18 protein-coding genes and 1 pseudogene are annotated in these 17,936 nt (G+C 62.3%); 13 read left to right on the forward strand and 6 right to left on the reverse strand.

Annotation, left to right across the window (positions count from 1 at the left end):
• Positions 1-126: 126 nt before the first annotated feature.
• The 3 genes from EGJ86_RS22295 to EGJ86_RS22305 all read right to left on the reverse strand — a co-directional run bounded on the left by EGJ86_RS22295 (position 127) and on the right by EGJ86_RS22305 (position 1,699).
• The gene (locus EGJ86_RS22295; RefSeq protein WP_021490580.1) at positions 127-393 is read right to left on the reverse strand and encodes a DUF4404 family protein; all 267 of its coding nucleotides are present in this window, start codon (positions 391-393) and stop codon (positions 127-129) included.
• Positions 394-509: 116 nt separating this feature from the next.
• Positions 510-1,226, reverse strand: a complete 717-nt coding sequence (locus EGJ86_RS22300; RefSeq protein WP_021490579.1) for a phosphatase — start codon at positions 1,224-1,226, stop codon at positions 510-512.
• A 62-nt stretch (positions 1,227-1,288) separates the two neighbouring features.
• Positions 1,289-1,699 (reverse strand): thioesterase family protein, encoded by a 411-nt coding sequence (locus EGJ86_RS22305; RefSeq protein ID WP_099523041.1) that lies wholly within the window; start codon positions 1,697-1,699, stop codon positions 1,289-1,291.
• Positions 1,700-1,802: 103 nt separating this feature from the next.
• Between EGJ86_RS22305 and EGJ86_RS22310 the strand changes: the two genes are divergently transcribed.
• Complete coding sequence (locus EGJ86_RS22310) at positions 1,803-2,507, forward strand: VacJ family lipoprotein (protein WP_099523040.1); 705 nt, start codon at positions 1,803-1,805, stop codon at positions 2,505-2,507.
• 57 nt (positions 2,508-2,564) lie between these two features.
• Here EGJ86_RS22310 and EGJ86_RS22315 read toward each other — a convergent pair whose 3' ends face one another.
• On the reverse strand, positions 2,565-2,864 hold the full coding sequence (locus EGJ86_RS22315; protein WP_021490576.1) for a PilZ domain-containing protein: 300 nt from the start codon (positions 2,862-2,864) through the stop codon (positions 2,565-2,567).
• 214 nt (positions 2,865-3,078) lie between these two features.
• On the opposite strand from EGJ86_RS22315, the gene rssB reads away from it, so the two are divergent.
• Both rssB and rssC read left to right on the forward strand, forming a co-directional pair.
• Positions 3,079-4,263: a two-component system response regulator RssB gene (gene rssB / locus EGJ86_RS22320; RefSeq protein WP_125836675.1), complete on the forward strand. Its 1,185-nt coding sequence runs from the start codon at positions 3,079-3,081 to the stop codon at positions 4,261-4,263.
• Positions 4,264-4,271: 8 nt separating this feature from the next.
• Positions 4,272-4,754: an anti-sigma factor antagonist RssC gene (gene rssC, locus EGJ86_RS22325; RefSeq protein ID WP_026088796.1), complete on the forward strand. Its 483-nt coding sequence runs from the start codon at positions 4,272-4,274 to the stop codon at positions 4,752-4,754.
• Positions 4,755-4,877: 123 nt separating this feature from the next.
• Here the strand turns inward: rssC and tal are convergent, their stop codons facing one another.
• Entirely contained in the window at positions 4,878-5,804 is a 927-nt protein-coding gene (gene tal, locus EGJ86_RS22330) for a transaldolase (RefSeq protein WP_125836676.1), read from the reverse strand.
• Between the two features lie 195 nt (positions 5,805-5,999).
• Between tal and EGJ86_RS22335 the strand changes: the two genes are divergently transcribed.
• Positions 6,000-6,302, forward strand: a complete 303-nt coding sequence (locus EGJ86_RS22335; RefSeq protein WP_021490573.1) for a winged-helix domain-containing protein — start codon at positions 6,000-6,002, stop codon at positions 6,300-6,302.
• On the opposite strand, the gene dusA is transcribed toward EGJ86_RS22335, so the two are convergent.
• On the reverse strand, positions 6,296-7,297 hold the full coding sequence (gene dusA, locus EGJ86_RS22340) for a tRNA dihydrouridine(20/20a) synthase DusA (RefSeq protein WP_125836677.1): 1,002 nt from the start codon (positions 7,295-7,297) through the stop codon (positions 6,296-6,298). The genes EGJ86_RS22335 and dusA overlap by 7 nt on opposite strands.
• A gap of 240 nt (positions 7,298-7,537) precedes the next feature.
• On the opposite strand from dusA, the gene EGJ86_RS22345 reads away from it, so the two are divergent.
• The 9 genes and pseudogenes from EGJ86_RS22345 (at position 7,538) to EGJ86_RS22380 (ending at position 17,858) form a co-directional block, all read left to right on the forward strand.
• Positions 7,538-8,464 (forward strand): LysR substrate-binding domain-containing protein, encoded by a 927-nt coding sequence (locus EGJ86_RS22345; protein WP_099523035.1) that lies wholly within the window; start codon positions 7,538-7,540, stop codon positions 8,462-8,464.
• Positions 8,465-8,879: 415 nt separating this feature from the next.
• A complete protein-coding gene (locus tag EGJ86_RS22350; protein ID WP_177432910.1) occupies positions 8,880-10,070 on the forward strand; it encodes an aromatic ring-hydroxylating dioxygenase subunit alpha in 1,191 nt (396 codons plus the stop codon).
• A 10-nt stretch (positions 10,071-10,080) separates the two neighbouring features.
• Positions 10,081-11,526: an aldehyde dehydrogenase family protein gene (locus tag EGJ86_RS22355; RefSeq protein ID WP_125836678.1), complete on the forward strand. Its 1,446-nt coding sequence runs from the start codon at positions 10,081-10,083 to the stop codon at positions 11,524-11,526.
• A gap of 5 nt (positions 11,527-11,531) precedes the next feature.
• Positions 11,532-11,696: pseudogene (locus EGJ86_RS25425) on the forward strand (rubredoxin); the annotation flags it as partial.
• Positions 11,685-12,938: an FAD-dependent oxidoreductase gene (locus EGJ86_RS22360; protein WP_256672489.1), complete on the forward strand. Its 1,254-nt coding sequence runs from the start codon at positions 11,685-11,687 to the stop codon at positions 12,936-12,938. The pseudogene EGJ86_RS25425 and the gene EGJ86_RS22360, both read left to right, overlap by 12 nt.
• Positions 12,939-12,948: 10 nt before the next feature.
• Entirely contained in the window at positions 12,949-14,277 is a 1,329-nt protein-coding gene (locus EGJ86_RS22365) for an FAD-binding oxidoreductase (protein WP_125836680.1), read from the forward strand.
• Positions 14,274-14,645, forward strand: a complete 372-nt coding sequence (locus tag EGJ86_RS22370; protein ID WP_125836681.1) for an ethanolamine utilization protein EutQ — start codon at positions 14,274-14,276, stop codon at positions 14,643-14,645. Before EGJ86_RS22365 ends, EGJ86_RS22370 begins: the two co-directional genes overlap by 4 nt.
• Before the next feature lie 82 nt (positions 14,646-14,727).
• Positions 14,728-15,999 carry an MFS transporter gene (locus EGJ86_RS22375; RefSeq protein WP_177432912.1) on the forward strand — a complete coding sequence of 424 codons (1,272 nt, stop codon included), beginning with the start codon at positions 14,728-14,730 and terminating at the stop codon, positions 15,997-15,999.
• A 305-nt stretch (positions 16,000-16,304) separates the two neighbouring features.
• Positions 16,305-17,858 carry a BCCT family transporter gene (locus EGJ86_RS22380; RefSeq protein WP_125836682.1) on the forward strand — a complete coding sequence of 518 codons (1,554 nt, stop codon included), beginning with the start codon at positions 16,305-16,307 and terminating at the stop codon, positions 17,856-17,858.
• Positions 17,859-17,936: the final 78 nt, after the last annotated feature.

Consider the following 17,936-nt stretch of genomic DNA (forward strand, 5'->3'; position numbering starts at 1 on the left):
TAAAAACACAAACGCCACGAATCAATCGAGGCGTTTGTATTGAACCGGTTCAGTTCAGAACGTTTTCACACAGTCTGAAATGGCGGCATTTTCCTGAGTTGCTCGATCTTAGCCGGGGCAGGGCATTCAGATGCCCATGTTGGCCAGGCTCTGCATGATGTTGCGCAGAGTGCCGGCGAGGGTAGGGTGGCTGGCCTCGAAACGTTCCACCGCCAGATTGACGCCATCGACCAGCGTGGCGTCGGGCGCTGAGGCGGCTTCACGCGCCAATTGCACTTCGATTTCCTGGGTCAGCAGGTAGAGCGATGCGCGTTCTTCCTCGCTGAGCGGCGTGTCCTGGGCCAGGTGTTGCTGGAGGGCTTCCAGTTGCTGCTGCAGGTCGCTTGCTGGCATAGAGTTCTCCTTTTCGAATCAGCTTAGGCATTGACCCCCAGCTGCGCTGGAAGTTTTCAACCCGTACCTGAAGGTTAATCCAAGCGGGCCGGCTTTGCCTGATCAGAGTCAAAGTCTCAGGGCTTTTCGCCCTTGCTCCGGCGTACGCCGATATCGTCCAGGCTGGCCTCGATTTCTCCCAGATTATCGACCACCGAATGCACGCCCAGACGATAGAGCTGCAGCGTGGCCTCGGCGCGCAGGTGTTTCTGCTCGCTTGCGTCCAGTGCCTGCCAGTCGGCCAGGGCATAGCCGCATAGTGGCCCGCAGGCGGCCAGGCCGATGGTCCAGCAGCCAGCATTGAGCCCGGCTTGCAGCATCAGCGGATTACCACTGACGACTACACAACCATCCAGGCGCTCGACGTTCAGCTGGCTCAATGCCTGCCAGCAACTGTCTGGCGCCGGCCACGGCCTGGCCTGACGCGCCAGCACCGCGTCGATGGGCGTGGGCAGTGCTTCGGCCAGGCGCAGGGTGGTATCGGCCGGCAGGTCGTCCAGCCAAGCGCAGGGCGTGCCATTGGCATGCAGGCTTTGCAGCAACTGTGCAGCACCTGGGGTCAGCTCGGCATGGTCGCCGGCCACCTCGCTCAGCGTCTGCTGTAGCGCTTGCAGTTGTGCTGCGGTTGCCGGCTTGCCTAGCCAGGCATCCAGCGCCTGCTGCGGCGCACCGACGAGGCTTGCGGGCGTGCACTCGGGGTGCAGCCGCTGCAGTGCGACGGGTAGCGTGCGGGCACCGAAGTCGACCAGGCAGCCGGACAGTTGAAAGATAAGCGCGGTGCAGGGGGAGGGCATAGGATCATCCGTGGCATTGGCCTAGGCCAATCTAGCGCCAGCGGATGACCGTAATGTGACCGCTAGATGACGTCGAACAGAGCGCGTACATGCTCCGGCAGGGCTACCGACTTGCCACTCTCATGGTCGATCCACACCAGTTTGCAGTAACCCTCACCGTAGACCGTGAGCGGGTCTTCGACGGTGCGCAGCCTGTGTTCGATCACCAGGCTGCTGCGCCCCACCGCGCCAGCCCGCAGTTCCACCACCACGGTAGCGGGGTGGATCACCGGTTTCAGATAGGTGTGCTGGGTTTGCAGGACCACCGGGCCGAACGGCACGTTGCTCATGGCTACGCCGGCCAGCTCGAACCAGGCGACACGGGCTTCTTCCAGGTATTGCATGTAGATGATGTTGTTGACGTGCCCGTAGCTGTCCATGTCGCCCCAGCGTACGGGGATGTGTGCGGTGTGCAGCAAGGTTTCGTCGGTCATCGCTTTTCTTCGCTATGCTGCCCAATCAGGGCTCCAGGCTTTATACTACGCGGCATTCGGCCCGCTGGCGGTGGCCACATTATTTCCTCAAGGAGAGATTTAAATGCATGTGATCGGTGCTCGCTGGATCGCGCGCCTGGGTGGCCTGATGGCCCTCGTCGGCCTGAGCCTGCTGCCTGCGATGAGTCAGGCCGCTTCGGAAGAAGATCCTTGGGAAAGCTTCAATCGCCCCATCTTCCGTTTCAACGATACTGTCGATACCTATGCGCTGAAGCCGATCGCCCAGGGTTACCGGGCTGTCACGCCTCAATTTCTCGAAGATGGCGTACACAACGTGTTCGGCAACATCGGCGACGTTGGCAACCTGGCCAACAACCTGCTGCAGGGCAAACTGCACAACGCCGGCGTCGATACCGGTCGCCTGATCTTCAACACCACCTTCGGTGTGCTGGGCTTCTTCGACGTGGCCAAGCACATGGGCCTGCGCAAGAGTGACGAAGACTTCGGCCAGACCCTGGGCGTCTGGGGGCTGAACAGCGGGCCTTACCTGGTCATCCCGCTCCTCGGGCCAAGCACTGTGCGTGATGCCACCGGTCGGGTGCCGGACAGCTTCCTGACGCCGTATCCGCACATGGATCATGTGCCGACCCGTAACGTCACCCGTGGCGTGCAGGTGGTCGACACCCGTGCCAACCTGCTGCAGGCCGAGCGACTGATCAGCGGCGACAAGTACATCTTCATCCGCAACGCCTACCTGCAGAGCCGTGAGTTCAAGGTCAAGGATGGCCAGGTCGAAGATGACTTTTAAGTCCTGACAGATGCAAAAAAGGCGGCCCCTGGGCCGCCTTTTTCGTAAATGCAGATTTCAGCTCATGGAGATGATGGCCAGGCCCAGCGACTGCCGGCCGTCACCCAGGTCGCCGACCCGCACGACCTCTGCGTGGGCGTCGAGGCCGGCGAGTTCGCTGTGTTCTGAAGGGATATGGACCTTGACCTTGTCTCCCATGCTCAAGGCCGCTTCAGCCTCGATTTGCATGCCAGTACTGGAAAGATCCAGGCACAGTGCAGGAATTTCCCGGCCAGCATGATGGAGGACGACTGCAGCTTCCAGTCGCATGCGGATGTAGTCGCGTTTCTCGCTGTACGCTCGATCGTTCTGACTCATGGACCCTGTCCTCTTCTTATGAGCTCTCCCGCGGCTCTTATAACCCTCGTCGATTTGACCTGTAAAGCCGCCGAACGACGACCGGTCCCGGCTTGAATCGGCCGGCAGATGGGAGTACCGTCTGCCCCTTGAAATCGCCCTGGCGCCATAGATGCAGCGCCGCGCCACGGGCAGTGACCAAAAATTGCCCTGGCGCAGTTTGCCTGGATACCCCATGCACAAAACCAGTGCCACTCTGCTGATCATTGACGACGACGATGTCGTACGTGCAAGCCTCGCGGCCTACCTCGAGGACAGCGGCTTCAAGGTGTTGCAGGCCAACAACGGTTTGCAGGGGCTGGAAGTGTTCCAGCAGGAAGGCCCCGACCTGATGATCTGCGATCTGCGCATGCCGCAGGTCGACGGTCTTGAACTGATTCGTCGTATCAACGCACTGGGTGTCGAGGTGCCGGTGATCGTCGTTTCCGGCGCCGGTGTGATGACCGATGCTGTCGAAGCCCTGCGTCTCGGCGCTGCCGATTACCTGATCAAACCTCTCGAAGACCTGGCGGTGCTGGAGCATTCGGTGCGCCGTGCGCTGGACCGTGCGCGTTTGCGCGTCGAGAACCAGCTCTATCGTGAGAAGCTGGAAGCGACCAATCGTGAGCTCCAGGCCAGCCTGCACCTCTTGCAGGAGGACCAGAACGCCGGCCGTCAGGTGCAGATGAACATGCTGCCGGTGACGCCCTGGCAGGCCGATGGCCTGAACTTCGCGCACCAGATCATCCCGTCGTTATACCTGTCCGGTGATTTCGTCGATTACTTCCGTATCGACGAGCGACGCATCGCGTTCTACCTGGCCGATGTCTCCGGTCATGGTGCGTCGTCGGCATTCGTCACCGTGCTGCTCAAGTTCATGACCACGCGCCTGCTCTACGAGTGGCGGCGTGGCGGCACGTTGCCGGAATTCAAACCCTCCGATGTACTCGGCCACATCAATCGCGGGTTGATCAACTGCAAGCTGGGCAAGCACGTGACCATGCTCGGCGGTGTGATCGACGAGGAGAGCGGCATGCTCACGTACAGCATCGGCGGTCATCTGCCGCTGCCGGTGCTGTTCGAGAATGGCCAGGCGCGCTACCTGGAAGGCCGTGGCCTGCCAGTCGGCCTGTTCGAGGAAGCCGAATACGGTGATCTGGAAATGCAGTTGCCAGAGTCTTTCAGCCTGACGCTGCTGTCCGATGGCATTCTCGACCTGCTGCCGGGTGACACGCTGAAAGAGAAGGAATTGGCGTTGCCACAACTGGTTAGCCAGGCTGGCGGTACGCTGGGTGGTTTGCGTCAAGTTCTCGGTCTGGCCAATCTGGGCGAGATGCCGGATGATATCGCCTTGCTGGTGTTGAGCAGGAACCTTGCATGAATCCTGGGATAAGCCCCGGTCGCATCCAATTCGCCGAGCAGGATGGAACCTTCGTCCTGAAGTTTGTCGGTGAAGTCCGTCTGACGTTGTGTTCAGCACTGGATGCCACGATTGAAAAGATTTTCACCGCGTTGAATTTTTCGGCCATCGTCATCGACTTGACCGAAACTCGCAGTATCGACAGTACGACCCTCGGTTTGCTGGCGAAATTATCCATTCTGTCGCGGCAGAAGGTTGGTCTATTGCCGACCGTTGTAACCACTCACGACGACATCACGCGCCTGCTGGAGTCCATGGGCTTCGACCAGGTGTTCAACATCGTCGACCGGCCGATTCCCTGCCCGGATTGCCTGGATGATCTGCCTTCGCAGGATCAGTCCGAAGAGGTGGTGAAGGCCAAGGTGCTGGAAGCGCACCGCATCCTGATGGGGCTCAACGACTCCAATCGCGAGGCGTTCCATGATCTGGTCAGCGCACTCGAGCGGCACTGATCGAGTGCTTTCCGGAGGGTGCGCTGCGCGCATCGATATCAGCCGAGAAAGTTGGTGGTGCGCACAGCGCACCCTACCTCGCAATGAAAAGGGGCGTCAGCCAAGCTGACGCCCCTTTGTCATTTAGGCCTTGGCGGCCAGCAGGGCTTCGAGTTTTTCCTGATCGCGGGCGAACAGACGGATGCCCTCGGCCAGCTTCTCGGTAGCCATGGCATCTTCGTTCAGAGCCCAGCGGAAGCCACCTTCATCGAGGCTCTGGCGAGGTTCGCCGGTAGCACCAGGGGCGAGCTGGCGACTCAGTTGGCCATCGTCCTCAGCCAGTCTCTGCAGCAGGTCGGGGCTGATGGTCAGGCGGTCGCAACCGGCCAACGCTTCGATCTGACCAAGGTTGCGGAAACTTGCTCCCATCACCACGGTGTCGTAGCCGTTGGCCTTGTAGTAGTCGTAGATGCGCGTGACCGACTGCACGCCTGGATCTTCGCTGCCAACGAAATCACGGCCCTCGGCCTTCTTGTACCAATCGTAGATGCGCCCCACGAACGGCGAGATGAGAAATATGCCGGCATCGGCGCAGGCTTGCGCCTGGGCAAAGGCGAACAGCAGCGTCAGGTTGGTCTGCACGCCGGCTTTTTCCAACTGCTCGGCGGCTCGGATGCCCTCCCAGGTCGAAGCGATCTTGATCAGTACGCGCTCGCGGCCAATCCCCGCTTTTTCGTAAAGGCCGATCAGACGCTCGGCGCGGCGCAGGGTCGCGTCGGTGTCGAACGACAGGCGCGCATCGACTTCGGTGGAAATGCGTCCCGGGATGACCTTGAGGATCTCCTGGCCGACGGCGACCGCGAAATGATCGCAGGCCAGCCCCAGGTCACCCTTGCCAGCACTCATGGCCTGATTCAGCAGGTCGGCATAACGAGGCAGGGCAGCCGCCTTGAGCAGCAGCGAGGGGTTGGTGGTGGCATCCACCGGTTGCAGGCGGGCGATGGCATCGAGGTCACCGGTGTCGGCGACTACGGTAGTGAACTGCTTGAGTTGTTCCAGCTTGGAGGTCATGACGAGGCCTTGTCGTTGCAGATGGCATGACCTTACCCGAGGCGCAGCGGGCGCTCAACGGTCGGGTCACTGACAATAATTACCTTTTCGGGCTGCGCTTTTTGCCGGCTCATTCGTCTTTATCTATGACGGTACGTAAGAACGTGCCGAAGTCGGTGGAGTCCGACTGTAGACGAGCTGCCAAGGAGCCCGAGCATGTCGACCCAAACCCAGCTTTCTCGTTCAGTTTCCGCTGGTCTGGACACGCGCCAGTGCCGTGAGTGGTTGCAGGCCGCCGGGCTGCGCTTCAGTATGCCCCGGCTCAAGGTGGTGGAGGCGCTGTGCAGCGCCAATGACGAGCAGGGGATATCTGCGCGCGCACTCCACCAGCAATTGAATGAGGCCGGCGAACCGCTGTCGCTGGTCAGCGTGCGCCAGGTGCTGCGCCGTATGGAGGAGAATGGCCTGGTGCAGACGACCGGGCGTAGCCGCTATCGCCTGAGCGCGCCAGATCAATGACCGCGTAGCAGTTCGGCTGCCTGGTCGAGCAGCGCCAGCGGGTCTTGCACCTTGTGAATGTCCACCGACAGCAGCTGGCGGAAACGCCGTGCACCGGGGAAGCCTTGGGCCAGGCCCAGTACGTGACGGCTGACATGATGCAGGGTGCCGCCCTCGCGCAGGTGTTGCTCGACGTAGGGTTTGAGTGCGAGCAGGGCATCCATGCGGGAAATGCCCGTGTCTGCGGCGCCGAACAGGCGGCTGTCCACCTGCGCCAGCAGATAGGGGTTGTGATAGGCCTCGCGGCCGAGCATCACGCCATCGAAGGTCTGCAGATGTTGCTCGCATTCCTCGAGGGTCTTGATGCCGCCGTTGAGGATGATCTCCAGATCTGGGAAGTCCTGCTTGAGCTGCGCTGCGATGTCGTAGCGCAGCGGCGGAATCTCACGGTTTTCCTTCGGCGACAGGCCTTCGAGGATGGCGATGCGCGCATGCACAGTGAAGCTGCGGCAGCCGGCATCGCGCACCTGGCCGACGAAATCGCACAACTCGGTGTAGCTGTCACGGCCGTTGATGCCGATGCGGTGCTTGACCGTCACCGGGATGCTCACGGCGTCCTGCATGGCCTTTACGCAGTCGGCGACCAGCGCCGGGTGGCCCATCAGGCAGGCGCCGATCATGTTGTTCTGCACGCGGTCGCTGGGGCAGCCGACGTTCAGGTTCACTTCGTCATAGCCATGTTCTTCGGCCATCTTCGCGCAGGTCGCCAGGTCCTGCGGGTTGCTGCCGCCCAACTGCAGGGCGATCGGGTGTTCGCACTCGCTGTAACGCAGGAAACGCTCGCGGTCGCCATGGATCAGCGCGCCGGTGGTGACCATCTCGGTGTAGAGCAGGGCATGACGCGACAGCTGACGGAGAAAGAACCGGCAGTGACGGTCAGTCCAATCCATCATCGGGGCCACGGAGAAGCGGCGGGACAGGGCGGACGGCGTGGCTACAACATTTTCTAAAAACATGTGGGATGACGCGTTCTGAAGTGTTGACGGGGTTTTCAGGCAAGAAACTCTGGCGCGGCGCTGTTCTACTGGTATCCGTCGCGCAGTGGCGCAACTGCTGGCAGCGGCGTGCAAGTCTACCAGAGCTGTGACTTTTCTCTCGCGACGCGTATCGGTTTAACGCTACAAGCTGCATGCTTTAGGTCGAGTCGCTCTCCAGACAGCGGCCAAATAACAACAACGCCTGCGTGAATTGCCTGCATGAAGATTCAACCTCTGCCCCCACTCAACAGCCTGGTGGCGTTCGAGTCAGCCGCGCGAAACCTGAGTTTTACCCTCGCGGCCAAGGAACTGAACGTCACCCAGGGTGCGATCAGCCGGCAGGTTCGTCTGCTCGAGGATTACCTCGGCAAGACCCTGTTCGAGCGCACCACCCGCGAGATCAATCTCAGCCCGACCGGCAGCCACTACTACGACACGGTGCGTGAGTCCCTGCTGCAGTTGGCCCATGCCACCGGCGAGATCCGTCACTGGCGCGGCGCGCAGCAGGTCACGGTGGTCACCAGTACCGCCATGGCCTCGCTCTGGCTGTTGCCGCGGGTCGCCGAGTTCCAGCGAGACAATGAAGAAGTGGACCTGCGCATCATCGCCTATGACCACGTCAAGGATTTCTCCCGCCTGGACTGCGATCTGGCGTTGTACTACTGCCGCACGCCGCCGAAGAACATGCAGGTGACGCCGCTGTTCGCTGAAGAAGTGTTCCCCGTGTGCAGCCCTGGCTACCTGGCCAAGCACCCGGATTTCTACGACCCGACGCAGCTGGCCACCGGCACCTGGCTGTGGCTGGAAGACCCACAGCGTGACTGGATCAGCTGGCCGGAGTGGTTCCAGCGTCTGGGCCACAAGGCGCGCGAGCCGCGGCACCGAATCAACATCAACAGCTATTCGATGCTGATCCAGTCGGCGCTGAGCGGGCAGGGCATTGCGCTGGCCTGGTCGAACCTGGTCGACAACCACCTGCAGACCGGCGCGTTGGTGCGACCCATCGATGTCACGCTGCATACCGATGCACAGTTCTGCCTGCTCGAACCGCTGGGGCGCAGCAGCCGACAGAGCGTGCAGCGCTTTCGCAACTGGTTGATGGAGCAGGTCACCAGCGAGTCCGGTGATGAGCTTCAAGCGGGGTGAAACGAGGCTGCCGCAGGCTTTTGGCCTGAGGCAGCTCGTGCTTTGCCCGTAGCGTGGGCGATCAGTGAGGAGGGCGGTTTCGCGGCTGTTGGCGTGGAACCGCTGCGCAGCAGGCAGCGCTTGCCGGGTTGGCAAGTGCCTGCAGAGCGTTGCGCAGTGCCGGCAAGATGGCACCGGTGGCAACGCCGGACAAACCATTTCTCTTCATGAGTCGATGAGTTAACGACATGCATCAACCCGCGTAATTACAGGCTTTACTAACCCATCTATCCTGATATTTATGATTTTTTATCATAAATATCAGTGCAAAAAATCGTTTGTCGAACAATCCCCTGCTTTTCGACACTGGTGACCAACGAGCAGCGCCCTAGCGACTGCCGATCACCACCACCGTGCCTTGCAGGGGATAACAACAATGACTCAAGCCACTTCTCAGCAAATCCCAGTGCACCAGCTGGAAAACGTACTCGCGCCAATCCACCAAGCCACCGGCCTGTCCAACGAGTTCTATACCGACCAGAAATTGTTCGAGCTCGAGCGCGACCAGGTCATGGGCAAGACCTGGGCCTGCGTCGGTTTCGCCAGCGACCTGAACCAGAACGGCTCGGTAAAACCGGTCGAGTTCATGGGTCTGCCGCTGCTGCTGATGCGCAACCGCGAAGGCCTGGTGCAGGTGTTCCACAACGTTTGCAGCCACCGTGGCATGAAGCTGGTGGAAGAGGCCGGTACCGTGCAGGGCGTGATTCGCTGCCCGTACCACTCCTGGACCTACGATCTTAACGGCGGCCTCAAGGGCACGCCGCACGTGGGCGGTATCGACAAGCACAAGGACGAGCGTTTCGCCTGCGAGAAGCACGGCCTCAAGGCCATCCGCAGCGCCATCTGGATGGACATGGTATTCGTCAACCTGTCCGGCGACGCGCAGCCGCTGGAAGAGATGCTGGCGCCGCTGACCGCGCGCTGGAGCCAGTTCCTCGGTGATGACGGCATGGGCCTGATGCGCCGCCGCGCCAACATGGACTCGACCACCCTCGACATCGCCTGCAACTGGAAGCTGGCCGTGGAGAACTACTGCGAGGCGTACCACCTGCCGTGGGTGCACCCGAGCCTGAACACCTACTCGCGTCTGGAAGATCACTACAACATCCTCTTCGACGAGCAGTTCGCCGGCCAGGGCAGCTACGCCTACAACCTCTCCGACGTTGCCGGCACCCACTTGCCGCAGTTCCCAAGCTGGCCGCAGGACCGCCTGCGCAACGCCGAGTACGTGGCTTTCTTCCCCAACGTGCTGCTGGGCATCCAGGCCGACCATGCCTTCGCCATGCAGCTGGAACCGGTCGCACCGGGCCGTACCATCGAGCACCTGCGCCTGTTCTATGTCGGTGACGAGGCATTGAGCGACGAGTACGCCGCCTGCCGCAATGCCATTCTGGAATCTTGGAAGGTGGTGTTCGCCGAGGACATCGCCTCGGTCGAGGGCATGCAGAAGGGCCGTCATTCGCCAGGTTACGGCGGCGGCGCGTTCTCCCCGGAAATGGACATCCCAACGCACTACTTCCACCAGTGGGCCGCGCGCAAGTTGCTGACCATCGCGCAGAACGCCTGAGGAGGCCGTCATGTATCCGATCGCCTCTCACTGGCTCAATTACATCGATGGTGACTGGGTCGACAGCGCCCAGCACCTGAGCGTGAACAACCCCGGCACCGCCGAGCCACTGGCGACCATTGCCCAGGCCACCGTCGAAGACGCCGAGCGCGCGCTGCTGGCGGCGCGTCGCTGCGCCGACAGTGGTGAGCTGACCCGCGCCCGCCCGGCGCAACGGGTCAGCTGGTTGCTGCGTATCGCCGAGGAAATCCGCGCGGTGGCGGACGAGGGCGCCTGGGTGCTGTGCCAGGAGAATGGCAAGAGCATCAACGATGCCCGCGATGAGTTCATCGAAGCCGCGCGCTACTTCGAGTACTACGCCGGGATGGCCGACAAGATCGAGGGCACCTCGATCCCGCTGGGCAACGGCTACATGGACTTCACCGTCTACGACCCCATGGGCGTATCGGCGCAGATCGTGCCGTGGAACTTCCCGGTGTCCATCTGCGCTCGTTCCCTGGCGCCGGCGCTGGCTGCCGGCAACGCGGTGGTGATCAAATCGCCGGAGCTGTCGCCGCTGGGCATGTGCGTGCTGGTGCGCGCCATCGTCAAGGCAGGCTTGCCGCAGGGTGCGATCAACCTGATCTGCGGCCGCGGTCGCGAGGTCGGAGCGCATCTGGTGAGCAGTGCCAAGGTCGACCAGATCGTCTTCACCGGCTCGGTACCCACTGGCCAGTCGATCCTCCGTGATGCGGCGGCCAACGCCATTCCCAGCGTCATGGAACTGGGCGGCAAATCGGCCGCCATCGCCTTCGCCGACGTCGACCGCAAGCAACTGCTGGCCAGCGTCAAGAACGGCATTTTCTTCAATGCCGGGCAGGTCTGCTCGGCCATGTCGCGCCTGCTGGTGCAGCGCGAGATCTACGAAGACATCGTCCAGGCGGTGGTCGAGCTGGCCGAAGGGCTCAGCGTCGGCCTCGGCCAGGACAACCCGGACCTCACCCCGGTGGTCAGTGCCGCTCAACTTGCTGGAATCGAAACCCTGTGTCGGCGCGCAGTCGATGAAGGCGCGGTACTGGCCACCGGTGGCGAGGCTCATAGCGAACTGGCCGGGCACTTCATGCGCCCGACCGTGTTCCGCGATGTACGCGCGGATATGTGCATTGCGCAAGTAGAAGTGTTCGGCCCAGTGCTGGCGATCATCCCCTTCGACAGCGAAGAGCAGGCCATCGAGATTGCCAATGGCACCGATTTCGGCCTGGTCGCCGGCGTCTTCACCCAGGACATCAGCCGCGCCATGCGCTGCGTGCGGCGCCTGCGCGCTGGCCAGGTATTCGTCAACGAGTGGTATGCCGGTGGCATCGAAACGCCGTTCGGCGGTGTTGGCCTGTCCGGCTTTGGCCGCGAGAAGGGCCAGGAAGCGCTGTACAGCTACGTACGCACCAAGAACGTCGCCATTCGTGTGGCGGGGGAGTGAGCGACATGTTCAAGACCTGGCTCTGTGTGGTCTGCGGCCTCATCTACGACGAGGCCCTGGGCTGGCCGGACGACGGCATTGTCGCCGGCACCCGTTGGGAAGACGTACCGGCGGACTGGAAGTGCCCGGAGTGCAAAGTCGGCAAGGAAGATTTCGAGATGCTCGACATCAGCCCGGTCGTCGCTGCCGCCGCAGCGCCGCTCAGCACGCCGCTGCCGGTGCCGCCGCAAGCGCTGCAGACGCTGGCGGCCGAGGTGCGTCAGCCCATCGTCATCATCGGCAGCGGTTATGCCGGTTATGGCTTGGCCCAGGCGCTGCGCCGCGCTGATGCCGAGGTAGAAATACGTGTGCTGACCCAGGAGTCCGGGCACCTGTACTCCAAGCCGGCGCTGTCCATCGGCCTGACTCAGGGCAAGAGCGCCGACGCGCTGGCCGGTGAATCGGCGCTGGCCATCGAGAAGCGCCTGAAAATTCGCGTCTACCCGCATTGCACGGTGGAGCGCATCGACACCACGGCGCGGCGCCTGCACACCAATATCGGTGAGATGGAATACGGCCAGCTGGTGCTGGCCAGCGGTGCCGCGCCGATTCGCCTGCCCATCGAAGGGGCCAGCGACGCGCTGATCAGCGTCAACAACTTGCATGACTACCGCAGCTTCCGCGAGCGCCTGGTCGGGGGGCGGCGCGTGGCGATTCTCGGCGACGGGCTGATTGGCTGCGAGTTCGCCAACGACCTGGCGGCTAGCGGTTTTCAGGTCAGCGTTATCGGCCTGGGTAAGTGGCCAATGGAGCGCTTGCTGCCGGCCGAAGCCGGGCAACATCTGCAAAGTGCGTTGGCAGCGTTGGGCGTCAGCTGGCACTTGCAGAACACCGTGCGCCGTGTCGATGCGCAGGAGCAGGGCTACCGCTTGACCCTGGCCAATGGCGAAAGCCTGGAGGCCGATCTGGTGCTCTCGGCTGTTGGCCTGCAACCCAGTCTGGGCCTGGCCAAAGACGCTGGGCTGGCCGTGGGTCGGGGGATTCAGGTCGATGCTCAGTTGCAGAGTTCGCAACCGGGCATCTACGCCCTAGGTGACTGCATCGAAGTCGATGGGCAATTGCTGCCTTATCTGGCGCCGATCAACCAGGGTATTGCCGCACTGAGCAAGACCTTGCTCGGCCAGCCGACGGCGGTGAGCTATCCGCTGATGCCGGTGACGGTGAAAACCCCGGCCGCGCCGCTGTGCCTGTTGGCGCCGGCACCCGGTACCGCCGGCGAGTGGCGCTGCACAACGAACGCCGATGGCCTGAGCGCCGGTTTCTACGATGCCCAGGGGCTGGCGTGCGGCTTCGTCCTGCTCGGACGACAGGCACAGAGCCAACGCAACAGCTGGCTGCAAAGCTGCCAGAACGCACAACGATCAGTGGCCTGAGGGCACGCGCATGAGCAAGCAAATCAATCTGCCCCATGACGACAGCAGTTGCGGCTGGTACGCCGCATTGCCGCAGCAACCTGCGTGCAAGCGCCTGCAAGGCGAACAACGCGCCTACTACGCGGTGATCGGTGCCGGTTTCGCCGGCCTGGCCGCTGCGCGCCGCCTTGGCGAACTGCTGCCGGACAAACGCATCATCCTGGTCGACGCTCAGCGTGTCGGCCAGGGCGCTTCGGGACGCAACTCCGGTTTCGTCATCGACCTGCCGCACAAGTTCGCCCTGGAACATCCCGATCCGGCCCACAAGCAGCGCCTGCTGTCGCTCAACCGCGCTGCCATCGCCCAGCTGCAGGGGCTGATCGAGCGTCACGGCATCGATTGCCAATGGTCCCACGCCGGCAAGTATCAGGGCGCGGTGGGCCAGCGTGGCCTGGCGTATCTGCAGCACTTCGAAACGTTGCTGACGAACCTTGGCGAACCCTTTCGCCTGGTCGAGCGCGACGAGCTGGCGCAGGTGCTGGGCAATACCTATTACAGCCGCGCGATCTTCACGCCGGGTTGCTATCTGATGCAGCCGGCGGCACTGGTCACCGGGCTGGCGCACTCGCTGCCGGAAAACGTCGAGCTGCTGGAAGAGTCGCCCATCACCGGTCTGCAACGCGACGGGCAGGGCGGCTGGCTGCTGCAGGGCAGTCAGGGCACGATTCGCACCGAGCAGTTGCTGCTTGGCACCAGCATCTTCACCCAGGAGTTCGGTTACCTGCGTAACCGTTTGCTGCCGGTGATGACCTTCGCCAGCTGGACGCGTCCGCTGAGTGATGCCGAGCTGGCGGCCTTCGGTGGTCAGCTCGATTGGGGCCTGCCCCCGGCCGATCACGCCGGCACCACGGTACGCATGACTCAGGACCGCCGCCTGATTATCCGTAACACCTACAAGCACGTGCCCAAGTACGGCAAGAGCACCAGCGACGGCATGCGCGAGTCGGTGCGTGCCGATCATCGCAAGGCTTTCCTGGCGCGCTTCCCGCAACTGGCCGATGTGCCGTTCAGCCACACCTGGGGCGGCGTTTACGCGATCTCGCGCAACTTCACCAACTTCTTCGGTGAGCTTGAGCCAGGCGTGTTCGCCTCGGCCTGCGACAACGGCGTCGGCGCGGCCTGGGGCACCATCTCCGGCACGCTGCTGGCGGAAATGGCGGTCGGCAGTGATTCGGCGCAGTTGCGCGATATCCAGGCGGTCACCGGCATGCCATCGCTCAATCCACCGGAGCCGTTCCTCGGCCTGGGCGTGCGCTCGCGCATTCGCCTGGCAGCCTGGAACAGTCGGAGTGAGCTATGAGCCAGGTCGTTTCCGGGAAAGGCTCGGTGCTGCTGGTCGATCACCATGATCTGGAGTTCATTCCGCGCGGTGGACCGCCCGGAGCTGCCTTCGTGGCGCGGGCGATCAGCAACGAGATTTCGCCGAACATCGGCATCGGCTTCGCCCGCTGGGAGGGCGCCGAGGTGGCCTGGACCCTGTTGTATGACGAGGTGATCTTCGTCATCGAGGGCTGCTTCGAACTCAAGGCCAACGGCGAGTTGTATCGCGTCAAACCGGGGCAATTGCTGTGGATTCCCGAAGGCACCGAGCTGGTTTACGGCGGGCATGCGCTGTTCGGTTACGTGGTCCATCCGGGTGACTGGAAACAACGGCATGGTCTGGCCTAGCAGCGAGAGGGTTGACGATGCTCCAGCTTTGCTGCGCGCCCGGCTCAGGCGTGGTGGTTTTCCGTGAGAAAGGGGTGAGCAATTGCTCGGATTGACCCAGGCGTTCGCTGCACTCTATCTGGCCAGTTTACTGATGCAGCTCGGCTCGACCCTGCTGATGACTTATCTGGCGCTGCGCCTGACTGCCGGTGGCGTCGCCGAGTTCTGGGGCGGTGCGCTGATGGCTGCCAATGCTCTGGGCATGGTGGTCGGCGGCAAGGTTGGTCAGGTGCTGATCGGCCGTGTCGGTCACATACGTACCTACGTGGCCTGTTCCGGCATCATCTGCGCGGCGGTACTGACGCATGCCTTCAGTGAGGCATTGCCGCTCTGGTTGTTGCTGCGCTTTGTCGTTGGCGTGGCGATGATGTGCCAGCTGATGGTGGTGGAAAGCTGGCTCAACGACTGCGCGCAAAGCGATCAGCGCGGCAGGGTGCTGGGCATCTACATGGTCGCGGCCTACGTCGGCATGATGCTCGGTCAACTGGCGCTGAGCATCGACGGCAATCTCGGCCTGCATGCGTTACTCGGCGTGGTCATCGCTTTCGCCCTGAGCCAGGTGCCGGTGGCGCTGACTCGCAGTACTCATCCGAGCATACCGGGCTCTGAGCCGATCGATCTGCGTCTGTTCTTGCAGCGTGTACCGCAGTCGCTGTTTACCGTGCTGATCTCGGGGATGATCAACGGTGGTTTCTATGGCTTGTCGTCGATCTATGCCAGCCGACAAGGCCTGAGCACGGTGGAAGTAGGTCAGTTCATGGCTCTGGCGATTGCCGCGGGGTTGCTTGCGCAACTGCCACTGGGTTGGCTGTCGGATCGTCTGCCACGCGCCAGCCTTATTCGCGGTGTGGCGGCGTTGCTGATCCTGACCTGCCTGCCGCTGGCGTTCTATCAGGGCCTGTCGTTCGGCGTGCTGCTGCTGTTCAGCGCGTGTATCGGCTTTCTGCAGTTCTGCCTGTACCCGCTCGGCGTGGCCCTGGCCAACGACAACATGGAGCCGCGTCTGCGCGTGTCACTGGCGGGCTTGTTGCTAGCCACCTTCGGTGTGGGCGCCTGCATCGGCCCGCTGCTGGCCGGTGCGCTGATGGGGCATTTCGGCCCCTCCAGCCTCTATCTGTTCTTTGCCATCAGCGCGGCGGTATTGGCGGTCGCTGTGGGGCAAGGACGCGTGACCGGTGAGCACCTGCAGGACGATGCGCCGCTGCAGCATCAGGCCACACCCAATGCCCTTGCCTGCACGACCCTGGCTGCGGTTATCGAGCCAGCGGTCAGCGTGGAGGAGCGAGTCGAGGAGGCACCCAGCCAGAGGCTCTGAACGATCCATACCTACCTGCGAATGGATGCGCAAAGCTCAGCCAGAACACCGGGCAGGGAGACGCTTGCCTGATGGCTCGCCAGCGCCCGTGAAATATAGCTTTGAGGCTTTTGCGAGGTGCCCTGATCGGTCGTATGGATTGATGATTAAAAGTCATAAGTCGCGCAGATTAAATGGTTTGTCGATGGATTCGCGCCTGTTCGACTATTGATCATCCGCAGCGATTACCGAGCCGCTCACTGCACCTGCAGGGCTCAGTCCGGATGCGGAGAAAACTATTACAAGAACAAAATCGAGGTGCGTGCATGAAGCCTATGGTTGCGGAAGACATAGTCGGTCGAGACTTCAATATTCGAGTGCTCGGCTTGAACTTCCATCGCGTCATATTCCCCGTTTCCTTCTCCATCATCCTTTTGCTGGTTCTCCTGGCACTGAGCAATCCCGTGGTCTTCGGCGAGACGCTGGAAGGCATCAAGGGCTGGATCCTGAAGAACTTCGACTGGTTCATCATCATCATGGGCAATCTGGCGGTGCTGTTCTGCGCCGGCCTGGCCCTGTCGCCGCTGGGTAAGGTGCGTCTCGGTGGCCGTGATGCCAAACCCGAATTCAGCACCCTGTCGTGGTTCTCCATGATGTTCGCCGCCGGTATGGGCGTCGGCCTGCTGTACTGGGGCGTCGCCGAGCCGGTAGCGCAATACACCGCCTGGTGGAAAACACCGCTGAACGTGGCTGCCAGCACCCCGGAGGCCGCCCATGCGGCGATGGGCGCAACGCTGTATCACTGGGGTTTTCACCCCTGGGCGATCTATCTGACCAGCGCGCTGGTGGTGGGGTACTTCTCCTACAACAAGGGCCTGCCTCTGTCGCTCAGCTCCGGTCTGCAGCCGCTGCTGGGGCGTGGGCATCGCGGCTTGCCAGGGCAGATGGTCGATGTGTTCACCGTGGTGCTGAGCATTTTCGGCCTGGCCACTTCCCTGGGTCTGGGCGCCATGCAGGCCACGGCCGGTATTGCCCACGTACTGGGTACCCCGAACACCTTCGCCTTTCAGCTGCTGTTCATCGTCGCGGTTACCGGCCTGGCCGCGTTCTCGCTGTGGCGGGGGCTGGATGCCGGGGTCAAGGTCCTGAGTAACATCAACATGCTGCTGGCGTTGGTGCTGTTTCTGCTGGTCGCGGTCGGTATTGGCGGCATGGCGTTCTTCTCCAACACCCTGAGCGCAGCGGTCGACTACGGCCAGATGTTCCTGCCGCTGAGCAACTGGATCAATCGTCCTGATCAGGATTGGTTCCAGGGCTGGACGGTGTTCTATTGGGCCTGGTGGTGCACCTGGGGCCCGCTGGTGGGCATCTTCGTCGCACGCGTTTCCAAGGGCCGCACCCTGCGCCAGATGGTGGGCATGGTGATGCTGGCGCCGACCGTGGTCACTCTGCTGTGGTTCTCTGCCTTCGGTGGCGGTGCCATCGCTCAGGTGATCGACGGCAGCGGTGCTCTTGCAGCTGGCCTGAGCGACGTCAACATGGCTATCTTCCAGTTCCTGGAAATGCTGCCGCTGGCCGGTATCGGTTCGCTGCTGGTGGTCGCCTTGTTGGTGTTTTTCATGGTGACGTCGGTGGACTCTGGTGCGCTGGTGATCGACAACCTGTCGGCCGGTGGCGACCCCGACACCCAGCCGGGTCAGCGCGTGCTATGGCTGGTGATGATCGCGCTGGTGACCGTCACGTTGTTCGTGATCGGCGGCGATACTGCGCTCAAGGGCATTCAGGCTGGTGCCGTGGCCATGGGCCTGCCGTTCATGGCGCTGATGCTGTTGCTGATGATTGGCCTGGTCAAAGGCTTGATCGAAGACTGCCGCAGCTGACGTCTGCCAATCGACGCCCCGACACTCACCGCAAGGCGAGTCTCGGGACGTTTGCGTTTCTGCGTGCACCCTTTTTAC

Origin of the sequence: Pseudomonas sp. o96-267, assembly GCF_003935465.1 — a bacterium.
GTDB classification, from domain to species: Bacteria; Pseudomonadota; Gammaproteobacteria; order Pseudomonadales; family Pseudomonadaceae; genus Aquipseudomonas; species Aquipseudomonas sediminis.

Coding starts and splice junctions, on each gene's coding strand:
- EGJ86_RS22295 (WP_021490580.1), bottom strand. CDS start 393: ATGCCAGCAAGCGACCTGCAGCAGCAACTGGAAGCCCTCCAGCAACAC.
- EGJ86_RS22300 (WP_021490579.1), bottom strand. CDS start 1,226: ATGCCCTCCCCCTGCACCGCGCTTATCTTTCAACTGTCCGGCTGCCTG.
- EGJ86_RS22305 (WP_099523041.1), bottom strand. CDS start 1,699: ATGACCGACGAAACCTTGCTGCACACCGCACACATCCCCGTACGCTGG.
- EGJ86_RS22310 (WP_099523040.1), top strand. CDS start 1,803: ATGCATGTGATCGGTGCTCGCTGGATCGCGCGCCTGGGTGGCCTGATG.
- EGJ86_RS22315 (WP_021490576.1), bottom strand. CDS start 2,864: ATGAGTCAGAACGATCGAGCGTACAGCGAGAAACGCGACTACATCCGC.
- rssB (WP_125836675.1), top strand. CDS start 3,079: ATGCACAAAACCAGTGCCACTCTGCTGATCATTGACGACGACGATGTC.
- tal (WP_125836676.1), bottom strand. CDS start 5,804: ATGACCTCCAAGCTGGAACAACTCAAGCAGTTCACTACCGTAGTCGCC.
- EGJ86_RS22335 (WP_021490573.1), top strand. CDS start 6,000: ATGTCGACCCAAACCCAGCTTTCTCGTTCAGTTTCCGCTGGTCTGGAC.
- dusA (WP_125836677.1), bottom strand. CDS start 7,297: ATGTTTTTAGAAAATGTTGTAGCCACGCCGTCCGCCCTGTCCCGCCGC.
- EGJ86_RS22345 (WP_099523035.1), top strand. CDS start 7,538: ATGAAGATTCAACCTCTGCCCCCACTCAACAGCCTGGTGGCGTTCGAG.
- EGJ86_RS22350 (WP_177432910.1), top strand. CDS start 8,880: ATGACTCAAGCCACTTCTCAGCAAATCCCAGTGCACCAGCTGGAAAAC.
- EGJ86_RS22355 (WP_125836678.1), top strand. CDS start 10,081: ATGTATCCGATCGCCTCTCACTGGCTCAATTACATCGATGGTGACTGG.
- EGJ86_RS22360 (WP_256672489.1), top strand. CDS start 11,685: ATGCTCGACATCAGCCCGGTCGTCGCTGCCGCCGCAGCGCCGCTCAGC.
- EGJ86_RS22365 (WP_125836680.1), top strand. CDS start 12,949: ATGAGCAAGCAAATCAATCTGCCCCATGACGACAGCAGTTGCGGCTGG.
- EGJ86_RS22370 (WP_125836681.1), top strand. CDS start 14,274: ATGAGCCAGGTCGTTTCCGGGAAAGGCTCGGTGCTGCTGGTCGATCAC.
- EGJ86_RS22380 (WP_125836682.1), top strand. CDS start 16,305: ATGAAGCCTATGGTTGCGGAAGACATAGTCGGTCGAGACTTCAATATT.